Origin of the sequence: Desulfosarcina sp. BuS5, from assembly GCF_028752835.1 — a bacterium.
Classification (GTDB): domain Bacteria; phylum Desulfobacterota; class Desulfobacteria; order Desulfobacterales; family BuS5; genus BuS5.
Map to the genome: position 1 here is coordinate 242,480 of NZ_CP087952.1, position 13,153 is coordinate 255,632.

A 13,153-nucleotide genomic window follows, 5' to 3' on the forward strand; every position below is an offset into this window, starting at 1 on the left:
TTAAGGTGCTTTAATCACGTGGCCTGCTTTGATACATTTAGTGCATACTTTTATTTTTTTTACCCGGCCTTTATAATTTGCCCTTACTTTTTGAAGATTAGGGTTGAAACGACGCTTGGTTATATTATGGGCATGGCTGACGTTATTCCCGAACATCGGTGTTTTACCGCATATTTCACATATTTTTGACATACTTTTCCTCTTTACGATTAAGGATCTTTACTAAAAAAATTAATAATACCTTACAAAATTAAGCTTGTAAAGTATTCTTTTATGTTTTGCAATCGTTAACGGAAAATATTTTTTTAAATGAATTGTGTGCCGATCAAGGCATTCTTGGTATTAATTTTAATGTTTAAATCAGCTTTTTCTTTTTTTAGACAATTAAATATTGTTTGCCATTTTTTCTACAGCAAGATTTACCTCTTGCGCGATGCCCTCCATATCTTCAGGCGCAAGGTTAATATAATCCATAGCGCCCTCTTCCACCTGCTCCATAAAACCATCAAGTCCGATACTGTCCATTGTGGCTGTTAAATCCGCTATATGAAGAATATATGCCATCCGGTTCGCAGGAGATTCCGAAGGGGAATGGTGAAACCTTATTGCAATATTCTGATCATCCGGGATACTCCATTTTTTGCATAAATCCGATGCTATCTCCGCATGATCAAACCCGAGAGTATTTTTTTCGGCTTTTATTATATTATGCTTGTTTTTAGTTAATTCATTGTCAAATATTTTCTTTTTTGCAAAAAGGTAGCCATCTATAACAAGTTTACCGGCATCATGAATCAACCCTGCTGAAAAAGCTTCATTTTCAATAACAGGATGCTTTTTTGCAGAAATTATCTTTGCTCCAATTGCAACTGCAATGGAATGTCTCCATAGAGCCCCTGAATCCATATCATACCCCTTTAATCTTTTGCCGAGAAGGGCAGATGATCCTGCAACTGTCAATATTTCGCTAAGGGTATTGTATCCAAGCACCACGGAGGCCTGGTGTATGGAGGAGACCATCCCACTCATCCCATAATAAGCCGAGTTTGCAATTTTAAGGACCATTGCCGCTATGGCCTGGTCTTTCTCAATAACCTTGGCGATATCTTTAAAGCTTGACCTGTGGTTTGACATGATTTCGCGGACTTTTGAAATAACCCGGGGCATGGGAGGCAGGTCGTCCATGGTCTTGAGGATTGAAGCCTTAAGGGCCTCGGTCTTTTTATTTCCGGAAGTTTCTGTTGCAGGCGCAGATGGCGGTTCCACTTGCTTGCCAAGCAATCTGTTTAATACAATTCTCTCCTCCAGATTTAACTCAACCATTCCTTTGCATGCCGGACAAGTGAAACTAGCCCTCTTTTTTTTGGGAAGGCGATCATCCGGAATATCATATGTTTCACCACAGCCGGGGCATTTTACTATCATTATAAGCTCCAAGAATAAATATAGACTGTCACATAAATAATTTCACTGCGTTATCGGTCGTCGGAGTATTACAATACGCCTTCCTCCCTCTGGCCTTGTGCCAAATTTTAAAATCAGGTTATTATCTGACAATCTATAAAAGTCATGTATATGTTCAGTTCCTGACGGTTTGCTGTTAAAATAAATACATGTTAAGCAATAACCGTGCCGGCTTTTTTGGAATGATTGAAGTCAGAATATATCATCAATCAGATCGGTAAGGGTCTCCAATAATCTTTTATCGTCGGTTAAGGGTAAACAAACGGCTGATCTGACAGCCTCATTATCAGGGATGCCTCTTCGTATCAGTTGGGCCGCATAAATCAGCAGGCGGGTGCTTGCTCCTTCGGTTAAGCCATGTTCCCTGATGTTTCTGATTTTTCCCGCAAGAGACACAAGCTGCTCAGCGGTTTTCATTTCAATATTCCCTTCATGCGCAACAATCACAGCCTCTTTGTCGGCATCCGGATAATCAAAATCTATTGCAATAAAACGCTGACGGGTACTCTGCTTAAGGTCTTTCAGGACTGACTGGTATCCCGGATTATAAGATATAACCATAATAAAATTATCGTTAGCTTGTATAGTTTCTCCTTTTTTATCAATATAAAGAGTCCTGCGATTATCGGTTAAAGGATGAATAACAACCGTAGTATCCTTGCGGGCTTCCACTATCTCATCAAGATAGCATACAGCACCTGCGCGCACTGCTTTAGTCAGCGGACCGTCATTCCAGACGGTCTCGTCATTCTTCAACAGGAAACGTCCGATTAAATCTGATGCAAAAAGGTCTTCATGGCAGGCAACCGTTATCAGGCTGCGGTTTAAGCGAAACGCCATATATTCAATAAACCTTGTTTTACCACATCCCGTTGGGCCTTTCAGCATAATGGGAACTCTTTCAAAATAAGCGGCTTCAAAGAGTGTAACCTCATTAGACGTTTCAAGGTAAAAGGGCTCTGCGCCGGATATAAGACTTTTATTTTTTGTTTGGTGCTTCTGCTTCATAAAAGGAACCAACCTACTTTATTTTGTTATATTTATATTGCATTGATTAAGATAAAATATTAAGTATATTAGATTTAAAAAAATAAACAAGGAATTTTGCAGAAAATGCCGAGTATAAATAGAAATGATGCTGTTCATCGTATTGATCAGGAAGATAAAGAAATTATTATTATAGGTACTGCTCATGTATCCAAAGAAAGCTCCGAACTTGTGCAATCCGTTATCAATGAGGAGAAACCTGACACCGTTTGTGTTGAACTGTGTGAATCGAGGTATCAGGCCATCAGGCAAAAAAAAAAATGGCTCGAGATGGATATCATCAAGGTCATTAAGGAGAAAAAAGCATTTCTCTTGCTTTCAAACCTTCTCCTGGCCTCCTTTCAAAAAAGGATAGCTGCAAAGTTGGATGTAAAACCGGGCGAGGAGATGATAAGGGCCATAGAAACAGGTGAATCCGCAGGCGCGGAGATATATCTCGCTGATCGTGACATACGCATTACGCTGTCAAGAACATGGCGTATCATGGGCCTTTGGCAAAAAATAAAACTTCTATTCCAGATGGTCCTCTCCCTGGGACAGGTAGATGATATTGATAAGGAAGAAATAGAAAGGATGAAGCAGGAGGATATACTTGAAACAATCCTGTCTGAAGTAGGAAAATCCGTGCCTGTATTAAAAAAAATTCTGATAGATGAAAGGGATCTGTACCTTACTTCCAGAATTAAATCAGCCCCTGGTAAAAAGATTGTAGCTGTTGTGGGCGCAGGCCATGTTCCGGGTATCAAGAATCACTTTAATGATCATATTGATATTAGTGAACTGGAACAAATCCCGCCCAAAGGCAAGGCATCGGGATTTATAAAATGGTTGATTCCATCGGTGATTGGTCTTTTTATTATCCTGGGTTTCTTTTACGGCGGCGCCGGAACCGGCACTGATATGGTAAAATGGTGGATTATAGCCAATGGCTTTTTTGCCGGTCTAGGAGCAATAATAGCGCTGGCTCATCCCCTTACAATATTTTCTTCAATCATGGCCGCCCCGTTAACATCCCTTAATCCTATGATTGCGGCCGGTTGGGTGTCAGGGCTGATAGAGGCGGTGATGCGAAAACCTAAAGTAAAAGACCTTGAGAATCTTTCCAAAGATATCCTTTCCATAAAAGGCTTCTGGGGGAATAAGGTCACCAGGATACTTCTGGTTGTAGTATTTACAAATCTTGGCAGCTCCCTGGGAACCTTCGTGGCAATTCCCGTGATGTTAAAAGTGCTGTAACAAGATATAGATTATCAGGTAATTACCAGATCCTAAAATTTGGCACAAGGCCAGAGGGAGTAGGGGTTCAAAATCTTGAACCCTCCGATGACCGATAACGCAGTGAAATTATTTAGGATCGGAGATTAAATAAATTGGACAAAGATTATGAAGGATTAAGGTTTAATACTCGAAGTATTCGGCATTTAATGCAACACAGCAGATGGGCCAAAAGACAAATAATATTGTTCAAGTTATTTAATTTGCGATCCTTATGTGAGGATCTATAGGCCGAACCTGAACAATAATGACCTTAATACCTTTGCATTAAAATTCTGCTTTGCAAGTTCGGCTATTCGTGAAGGAATCTTAAACAGGCTATTCAAGGCCATGTTTTGTCAAAGCTTCCTTGACCTTGGCTTCTTTGATTTTATTTTCGTGATCCCTTTTTTTGATAGTTGCTTCATTAACTTTAAGCATAAGCTGTTCCAGGTCGCACGGCTTCATAAGGTAATCAAAAGCACCCCGCTTCATGCCCTCTATAGCGTTTTCCACTGTAGCATGTCCTGTAAGCATAATGACCTCAATAATAGGATATGCCTTTTTTATCCTCTCCAAGGTCTCCAGCCCGTCAATTCCAGGCATTTTCACATCAAGTATAATAACATCTGTATTACGATTTTTATCAATCTTTTCCAATGCTTCCAGGCCGCTAAAGGCATTCATAACCTTGAGCTCTCTTTTTTTCAAACGTTTTGTCATGGTTTCCACGAAAGGAGCTTCATCATCAACTAACATAACCAGTGGTTTAAGCATACCTCTATCCTCCTGTTAAGACTTTTGAAAAGAGTCTTTTTGTGCTTAATTTATATGTAAATCAAAAAAATTATCTCTTAAATTTCGAACAATTAAATTATTTCAAAAAGCAAGTTGAGTGTCAAGTGGCAAAACGTCACAGGGCAAACGCATTTAGCCGGATTTTAACCTGATACCAATTTGTTGAAGTTTGCCGAATGCGGTCATACATCACTTAAGATTTTTTATACGATCAATCCGGCTAAGTATTTTGGTTATACGGATGCCGTATTTCTGGTTTTCAACAATTACTTCTCCTTTGGCTATCAGTTTGTCGTTTGCCAAAATATCTAGTGGTTCACCTTCAAGATTGGAAAAACTGATTGATGAACCAGGGCTCAAAGCAAGAAGATCTTTTATCTTGATTCTGGTTCGGCCCAGCTCAACGGTTAAATCTATTGCAATATCAAGAACCAAATCCAGATTTTTCCTATCCTCCTCCATTGCAGAAGCATCATCAGCGCTCTTTGCCTGACCTTCAGCAACAGGGCGTGTATCTGTAGGCTTTTTATCTTCAGGGGCTGGTACTTCCGCATCAGAAGCACCCGAAACGAGGTCGTCAATATTTTGTTGTTGATCATCAGCCGTTGCCATTGAAGTGATTTCTTTTACCGCTGCCCGGCTTTTCTGTTGTGATGCTTCATCTATTTTGATACAGACTTCAACGGTAACATCATGATGCTCGAACTTAAAGGTAAACCGTTCGTATCTATCCATATTCAAAACGGAAATTTTGAAATTTTTGCCGGCGGTAATTGAGGGGGGTGAGATTACGCACTCCAGGCCGGAATCGCAAAAGGCTGTTTTAAGATTTCCTCCTATTATGTTGGCCATTTCACCGATAACATCCTTAATATCACCCTCATTTTCGATTTTATCAACAGAAATACCCAACATGTTTGCTGTAATAACATGGGCGAATTTTTCGCTGACTTTTACATTGATACTACCGTTAACATCTCCTGCAAAATTGACCGTGCCTACATGTTTTGGCGTATCAGCAGGCTCTTGATCGGCTGTATCGGTTAATTCAAGATCCATGGAAAGCATGGCATCAAAAAATTCAATCACTTTATCACCGGTGGATGATATTATATCCATTGTGCCGAATTTTTGAATATCTATGCTTGAAAGTTGCTTTTTTGCGTCAACAGCAGATTTATCCTCGGGTTTTAAGGATATCTCAATGAATATTTTATGCCCCTGGCTTATGAAAATATAATTTTCATACCGATCCATGTGCATCGATTCAATCGCAAAATTCATTCCGGTTGTAATTGAGGGAGTAGAGATAACGCAATGCATGCCGGCATCATTAAAATTAGATTTCAGGTTCCCGCCTATAATATTGCATACCTCAAGAATCACGTCATTGATTTCATCTTCACCTTCAATCTCATCAACTTCCATGCCCAGCATGCTCGCGGTAATTACCCGGGAAAACTCGTCGCTTACGGTAATAGATATACTGCCCATTAAATTACCGGCAAAACTTAATGAACCGGTTATTCTTCCGCCTTCAAAACCAGGAGAGCCTTCCGAAGCGGATAGTTCCACATCCATGGAAAGCATTGTTTCAAACAGTTCATTTGTCGACTCCACAATGGAATTTTTTATGTCAAATGTCTTGAGTGCTTCCATATTATTTTTTCCTGTATTTTCTGTAGAATTTGCCCCCAAGAAATTGTCCCGATAAAAAAGCACAAATAAAAATTGGCAGAGTCTTTAGTTGCAATCCTGTACCTGCGACAAGACGGAGTAAAATAACAATCGGGACAGGGATATGCACTGCCAGGAACCAGTAGCGGGAAAACTTATTGGTTTGCACCCTCCAGAAACCGAATGGAAGATTAATAATCAACACAAAAATCGCAATTAACCAGTAATTTTTCATAATTTATTACGATTTGCAGGGATTATTCATTAAACGGATTGTTAACCATTATGGTTTCATCTCTTCCCGGGCCTACAGAAATGATCTGAGCCGGTGTTTCCGCAAGTTCCTCTATCCTTTTTATATATTTTTTGGCATTACCCGGAAGCTCTGCCAATTGTGTGATGCCGGAAATATTTTCTTCCCAGCCCGGCAAGCTTTCGTAAACAGGTTTGCATAAGCCAAGCTTTTTTATATCGGATGGAAAATCATTAATGATCCTTCCCTCACATTCATAGCCGGTACAGATCTTTAAAGATTTCAGGCCGCCAAGCACATCGAGTTTAGTGATTACCAGGCCGGTCAGGCTGTTCAGGCGGACCGCATTTTTTAGTATAACCATATCGAGCCATCCGCAGCGGCGTTTCCTGCCGGTTGTAGCACCAAATTCCGCACCTTTCTCCTGGATTCTCTCACCTGTGGCATCAAAAAGTTCCGATGGGAAAGGGCCCTCCCCAACCCTTGTCGTATATGCTTTTACGATGCCGAGTATTCCGGAGATTTTTTTCGGTCCGATTCCTGCGCCGCTGCATGCATTTCCTGCAACAGTATTTGATGAAGTCACGAAAGGATATGTGCCGTGGTCAATATCCAGATGAGTACCCTGGGCGCCTTCTAAAAGAACCTGCTTCCCTGATTTTATCTCGTTATCAATAATAACCGATATATTTGTAACATGTGAGGCCAGTCTTTTTGCGTATATATTATATTCCTCGATTATTGCGTTGAGATCTAATGTGGGCGCTGAAAAACGATGCTCAAGATAAAAGTTTTTTTCATCAAGCACTATTTTTAATTTTTCTATAAAAACTTCCGAATCTATCAGCTCGCTGAACCTGATACCCATTCGGGCTGCCTTGTCTTCATACGCGGGGCCGATGCCCCGGCCGGTGGTGCCGATTTTGTTGTCACCCTTTTTCTTTTCCCGTTCCAGATCTATCAGTTTATGATACGGCATTATAATATGAGCCTTTTCACTGATTTTAAGGTTGTCGAATCCCACCTCAATCCCCATAGCCCTTAATGCATCAAGCTCGTTAATCAAAACCTTTGGATCCACAACCATGCCATTACCTATAATGCATGTTTTCCCCTGCAGAATACCGGACGGTACCAGGTGACTGATAAACTGCTTTCCACCTACAACAAGTGTATGCCCGGCATTGTTACCTCCTTGAAACCTTATAACAATATCTGCATCTTTGGAGAGAAGATCGACAATTTTACCTTTGCCCTCATCGCCCCATTGTGTTCCGACAATTACTATATTAGGCACTATTTACTCCTTCTCTTTTCTATGAAAAAATCTCTGATCAAATTGCTGCATGCCTTCCCGCACACATCACCTGTTATCTCTGGATGGTGATTCAATCTTTTATCATCCGTAAAGCAATAGAGTGAACCTGCAGCACCCCATTTTGAATCTCTTGCGCCATAAATCACTCTTTTTACGCGAGCATGAATTAATGCTCCCATACACATTATACAAGGTTCTATAGTAACATAGAGTGTTGTATTTAACAACCTGTAGTTGGCAAGTATTGCGGAAGCTTTCCTTATAGCAAGAATCTCGGCATGTGCCGTAGGGTCGGATAGTGCTATGACCATATTATGCGCCATTGCTACGACTCCACCTTTTTCATCCACCAGCACAGCTCCAACAGGCACCTCATTTTGAAGCTTTGCTTTTCCAGCTTCCTTTAAAGCAAGATTCATAAATTTCGTATGATCTTCCCGGGGGGTAAGGTCTTCATTTTTGACGGATTTGTATTTTTTATACATCTTACTCCCCATTATTTTGTGTTTGTCAAGAATGAAGACCCACCCCTCCCCATTTTGATGCTCTTTATAAATATATTATGGTAATTTACAGAATGATATGGTAAGTGTCAAATCATGGATTTAAAAACGCAAGCAGAAAAATTTAAAAAAGACAAGTATCCTGTTAAGAACAAATTCGATTTTGAATCCGGGTATCTAACAAAAAGCCCATGCAAGGAATGCGGCTCAAGAGAGCATTTCCCCGCGTGTATAAACAACTGCAGTATTCTCGGCAAAATACATTCCCATTTAGTAAATGTAATTTCCTGCTCGCGCCGCTGACAAGCGCCTGTCAATACACACTGTTTAAGAATGGAAGCTGAAAGTAACTGTAAGATTTATTTTTTAATTATTTATTATCAGTGGGCATCTCTCTTGTTATCTGATTTACCGGAACTTCTTGAGAAGTTATAATTATTTATTGTAAATGAATTATTTAAAAAAAATAAATAGCTTCTTTTATAATATATTCAAATTTCAGCAATCCGGAATCTGGAGAATTCGGCTGTCGGATCAATCCCCTGTAAAACGATTGGTGATAAAATCTTTAAAAATTATTCTGCTGGCTATCCGCGGTTTTAACAAAGACAAATGTTATTTAATGGCCTCGGCCTTAACCTTCTGGTCTTTGTTATCCATTGTGCCGGTTGCCGCCCTGGCATTTGGAATTGCAAGTGGATTCGGATTCGAAAAACTGCTTGAAAAACTGCTCCTGGAAAAAATACCCGGACAGGAAGAGGTGATTTTACAGGTAGTCGATTTTTCGCATTCGTTACTGGAGAAGACAAAAGGAGGCCTTATAGCCGGTATAGGTGTTTTATTACTTTTCTGGGCTGTTATAAAAGTATTGGGGAATATTGAACAATCCTTTAATGATATCTGGAAGTTAGATAAATCCAGAACCTTGGTCCGCAAAATTGGAGATTATCTTTCATTGATGATTATCTGTCCCTTTATTTTTATAGTATCCAGCTCCGTTACCCTTTTTATAACAACCAGGATCACCCAGCTTACCGAAAGAATTGCTCTGCTCGGTATAATCAGCCCCCTTATATTTTTCAGTTTTAAGCTGGCCCCATATGTTTTGATATGGATACTTTTCACATTTATTTATATGATAATGCCTAATACCAGGGTGAATTTCAGTTCCGGGCTGCTGGGCGGCATTGCGGCAGGCACTCTTTACCAGTTTATCCAGCGGGGATATATCACATTCCAGATAGGTGTATCCAATTATAATGCTATATACGGAAGTTTTGCAGCATTACCCATGTTTTTGCTTTGGCTTCAAATCAGTTGGCTGGTTGTTCTTGCAGGTACGGAATTATCTTATGCTCACCAGGGTCTTGATAAAAATACCTTTGAACCGGATGCCGGAGAAATAAACCTGACTTTAAAAAGATTATTAGCGCTTCAGATCGTTCATCTTATAGTAAAAAATTTCGCTATGTGCAAGGAGCCTTTAGCAGAAGCCCAGCTATCGGAATCACTTGGGGCGCCGGAAAAAATTGTTTCAAGTCTGCTTGGCGAACTTATGGATTGCAAAATCGTTTCCTGTGTTTGTTCTGATGATAGAGAAATTGCAGCATATCAGCCTGCAGTAGATATACGCAAATTGTCAATCTATTATATTCTGAATGCTATGGACAAACAGGGGATTGATGATATATCATTAAAAAAAAGTTATGGCTTTGATGTGTTGTCCCAATCATTGAAAACCATGAAGGAGGCTTTAGAACAATCCGGGGCCAACATACTGCTTATGGATATTGAATAGCCTGAAATCTATAGATTCCCACAGTAGGGGCACGATGCATCGTGCCCTTACAACTAATAGGATAAATGAATAAATAATGCATTACGATATTAATGAAAAAGAAATTATAAAACGTATAAAAACGATTAAGAAAAAACTTGGAAAAGAACTTGTAATACTGACCCACCATTATCAGAGGAAAGAAATCGTGTACCTTGGCGATTATGGGGGGGACTCTTTTGCCCTGTCCCGGCAGGCAGCAATGAATAATGATGCCCGTTTTATTGTTTTTTGCGGGGTTAATTTTATGGCTGAAAGCGCTGAAATTCTTTCACAGCCCAATCAGATAGTACAGATTCCGGATCTTGACGCCGGCTGCTGGATGGCTAATATGGCCGATATTTCCATTGTTGATGAGTCCTGGGAACAGGCAGTATCGGTTATAGGGGAAGATAAGATAACACCTGTTGTTTACATGAACGCCGATGCGGTGGTAAAGGATTTTTGCGGGAAAAACGGTGGCATCATATGCACATCGTCGAATGCACCTGAAGCCCTTAAGTGGAGTTTTAAGAGGCGTGAAAAAATTTTCTTTTTCCCTGACAAGCACCTCGGCCGTAACACCGCAAACAGATTGGGCATTCCTCCTGAAGAGGTTATAATATGGAATCCTGAAACGCCATTTGGCGGGAACACCAAAGAGGCTATCAAAAAAGCCAAAATAATTTTATGGGAGGGTTATTGCCTGGTACATACCCGTTTTCAGGTTGAAGACATTTTAAAAATGAGAAACAAATTCCCGGATGCAAAAGTTGTTGTTCACCCGGAATGTCCCCAGGAAGTGGTAGGCGCTGCAGATGACGCCGGCTCAACCAGTTTTATTGTAAATTATGTAGACCAGGCTCCTGCAGGTGCAACAATCGTAATCGGCACTGAAATCAATCTGATAGACCGTCTTGCCTTTGAATATCCTGAAAAAAAAATACTTGCACTCAAACATTCTCTTTGTCCCAATATGTCTAAAATAACTCTTCAGAAGCTTTTATGGTCCCTGGAAAATGTGGGAAAGGTCAATATTATAAAAGTGCCGTACAAAATAAAAAAGGGTGCAAAAAAAGCGCTGGATAGAATGCTTACATTATGAATAAAGGTAGAACAAATTGACAAAATTACCATGTCTTAAAATAGCGAACCGAACTTTTGAATCACGCCTCCTCATGGGAACCGGGAAATTTTCTTCCAATGATGTCATGAAAGAGGCCATTGCTGCTTCCGGAACTGAAATAGTTACCGTTGCGCTTCGCAGGGCCGATTTGTCAAATCCGGATGATAATATTATCGGGGCGATAGATACTGACAGATATCTTCTTCTACCTAATACAAGCGGCGCCCGTGATGCTGATGAGGCTGTACGTTTAGCCCGTATTGCGAGAGCAGCCGGATGCAAACCCTGGGTAAAGCTTGAAGTAACCCCTGACCCTTATTATCTTCTCCCTGATCCCATAGAGACGCTTAAAGCAGCCGAGATCCTGGTAAAAGAAGGTTTTATTGTGCTCCCCTACATTAATGCTGATCCTGTACTGGCAAAAAGGCTTGAAGATGCAGGTACTGCTGCTGTCATGCCTTTAGGATCTCCGATCGGGACAAACAGGGGACTTAAAACCGCTGATTCCATACGCATCATTATAGATCAGACTCAGATACCGGTCGTGGTTGACGCCGGGCTTGGCGCACCGTCACACGCTTCTCAAGCCATGGAGATGGGAGCGGATGCAGTGCTTGTTAACACTGCAATTGCAGTCGCCTCAGACCCCATAGCCATGGCCAGGGCTTTCAAACTGGGTGTTGAGGCCGGATTTACAGCCTGCATGGCCGGATTAGGCAAAGAAAAAATTAAGGCTGAAGCAAGTTCACCTTTGACAGGATTTCTCAGGAACAATTCATAATGAGCTTTGCCTATAAAATAAAGGGATATAACTGGGATGCCGTCAAATCGGCTATCCTCGCAAAAACAGCCGATGACGTGAGACGTGCTCTTTATACGGACATAAGAACATATAATGATCTTCTTGCTCTTCTTTCTCCTGCGGCCGAACCTTTTATAGAAGATATGGCTCAACAGGCTCACAGGACAACCTTACGTCGGTTCGGCAAAATAATCCAGATGTATGCGCCTCTATACGTTTCAAACAAATGTGTTAATTCGTGCCTTTATTGCGGATTTAACCGTACCAATAAAATAGATCGAAAAACACTTACAGAAAAAGAAGTAATGCAGGAGGCGGAAACCATTTATAATTTGGGTTTTCGACATATTCTCCTCGTAAGCGGGGAGGCCCCGAAAGATGTGCCGGTTTCTTACTTTTGTCGTATTGCCCAAAGTTTAAACAATCTTTTCTCATCTATCTCCATTGAAATTTATCCCATGGATACAGAGGAATATAAATCTCTGATTCAAAGCGGCGTAGACGGTTTAACTGTTTATCAGGAGACCTACAATAGAACAACCTATCAACAAGTACATCCGGCGGGGAAAAAGAGCGATTACAAATGGCGGCTTATGACGCCGGACAGGGGCGGAACAGCCGGATTCAGACGTCTTAACATCGGCACCCTGCTTGGGTTGTCGGATTGGAGAGTTGAGGGCGCTTTCACAGGACTGCATGCCATCTACCTTATGCGACAATACTGGCAAAGCCTTGTTTCCATTTCCTTTCCCAGGCTGCGCCCGGCAACAGGCGGATATGAGCCTGAATATCCTGTAAATGATTCAGCCCTGGCACAGCTTATATGTGCTTTCAGGCTCTTACTGCCGGATGCCGGACTGGTAATATCCACCAGGGAGCCGGAACAACTGAGAAATAACCTGATGCCTTTGGGAATTACCCAGATGAGCGCTGGAAGCAGAACTTCTCCAGGCGGATATTCCCTGGAAGCACATGCTGATAATCAATTTGAGATATCCGATATAAGGTCTCCGGAAGATGTTGCAAGAATGATAACCTCAAGCGGTTATGAACCTGTCTGGAAAGACTGGGACAAAGCCTTTCTTGAAGGATAGT

At 41.0% G+C, this 13,153-nt stretch carries 12 protein-coding genes; 5 read left to right on the plus strand and 7 right to left on the minus strand.

Annotation, left to right across the window (positions count from 1 at the left end; all coding sequences use genetic code 11):
- From rpmB to BuS5_RS01205, 3 genes are all read right to left on the minus strand, one after another.
- Entirely contained in the window at positions 1 to 192 is a 192-nt protein-coding gene (rpmB, locus tag BuS5_RS01195) for a 50S ribosomal protein L28 (RefSeq protein WP_027352713.1), read from the minus strand.
- Positions 193 to 384: 192 nt separating this feature from the next.
- Entirely contained in the window at positions 385 to 1,425 is a 1,041-nt protein-coding gene (locus BuS5_RS01200; RefSeq protein ID WP_027352712.1) for an HDOD domain-containing protein, read from the minus strand.
- Between the two features lie 231 nt (positions 1,426 to 1,656).
- Positions 1,657 to 2,472 (minus strand): CbbQ/NirQ/NorQ/GpvN family protein, encoded by an 816-nt coding sequence (locus tag BuS5_RS01205; protein WP_027352711.1) that lies wholly within the window; start codon positions 2,470 to 2,472, stop codon positions 1,657 to 1,659.
- A 105-nt stretch (positions 2,473 to 2,577) separates the two neighbouring features.
- Between BuS5_RS01205 and BuS5_RS01210 the strand changes: the two genes are divergently transcribed.
- Positions 2,578 to 3,747 carry a TraB/GumN family protein gene (locus BuS5_RS01210; protein ID WP_027352710.1) on the plus strand — a complete coding sequence of 390 codons (1,170 nt, stop codon included), beginning with the start codon at positions 2,578 to 2,580 and terminating at the stop codon, positions 3,745 to 3,747.
- A 357-nt stretch (positions 3,748 to 4,104) separates the two neighbouring features.
- Here the strand turns inward: BuS5_RS01210 and BuS5_RS01215 are convergent, their stop codons facing one another.
- From BuS5_RS01215 to tadA, 4 genes are all read right to left on the minus strand, one after another.
- Positions 4,105 to 4,542, minus strand: a complete 438-nt coding sequence (locus BuS5_RS01215) for a response regulator (RefSeq protein WP_027352709.1) — start codon at positions 4,540 to 4,542, stop codon at positions 4,105 to 4,107.
- A 210-nt stretch (positions 4,543 to 4,752) separates the two neighbouring features.
- A complete protein-coding gene (gene fliN, locus BuS5_RS01220; RefSeq protein ID WP_051374516.1) occupies positions 4,753 to 6,222 on the minus strand; it encodes a flagellar motor switch protein FliN in 1,470 nt (489 codons plus the stop codon).
- A 275-nt stretch (positions 6,223 to 6,497) separates the two neighbouring features.
- A complete protein-coding gene (locus BuS5_RS01225) occupies positions 6,498 to 7,790 on the minus strand; it encodes an adenylosuccinate synthase (RefSeq protein ID WP_027352706.1) in 1,293 nt (430 codons plus the stop codon).
- The gene (tadA, locus tag BuS5_RS01230) at positions 7,790 to 8,296 is read right to left on the minus strand and encodes a tRNA adenosine(34) deaminase TadA (RefSeq protein ID WP_084445529.1); all 507 of its coding nucleotides are present in this window, start codon (positions 8,294 to 8,296) and stop codon (positions 7,790 to 7,792) included. The genes BuS5_RS01225 and tadA overlap by 1 nt, the downstream gene beginning before the upstream one ends.
- Positions 8,297 to 8,870: 574 nt before the next feature.
- Between tadA and BuS5_RS01235 the strand changes: the two genes are divergently transcribed.
- The 4 genes from BuS5_RS01235 to thiH all read left to right on the plus strand — a co-directional run bounded on the left by BuS5_RS01235 (position 8,871) and on the right by thiH (position 13,152).
- On the plus strand, positions 8,871 to 10,112 hold the full coding sequence (locus BuS5_RS01235) for a YihY/virulence factor BrkB family protein (RefSeq protein WP_198012163.1): 1,242 nt from the start codon (positions 8,871 to 8,873) through the stop codon (positions 10,110 to 10,112).
- Positions 10,113 to 10,188: 76 nt separating this feature from the next.
- Positions 10,189 to 11,235 (plus strand): quinolinate synthase NadA, encoded by a 1,047-nt coding sequence (gene nadA, locus BuS5_RS01240; protein ID WP_051374514.1) that lies wholly within the window; start codon positions 10,189 to 10,191, stop codon positions 11,233 to 11,235.
- Positions 11,236 to 11,251: 16 nt separating this feature from the next.
- Positions 11,252 to 12,037 carry a thiazole synthase gene (locus BuS5_RS01245; RefSeq protein WP_027352702.1) on the plus strand — a complete coding sequence of 262 codons (786 nt, stop codon included), beginning with the start codon at positions 11,252 to 11,254 and terminating at the stop codon, positions 12,035 to 12,037.
- A complete protein-coding gene (gene thiH, locus BuS5_RS01250; RefSeq protein WP_027352701.1) occupies positions 12,037 to 13,152 on the plus strand; it encodes a 2-iminoacetate synthase ThiH in 1,116 nt (371 codons plus the stop codon). Before BuS5_RS01245 ends, thiH begins: the two co-directional genes overlap by 1 nt.
- Position 13,153: the final 1 nt, after the last annotated feature.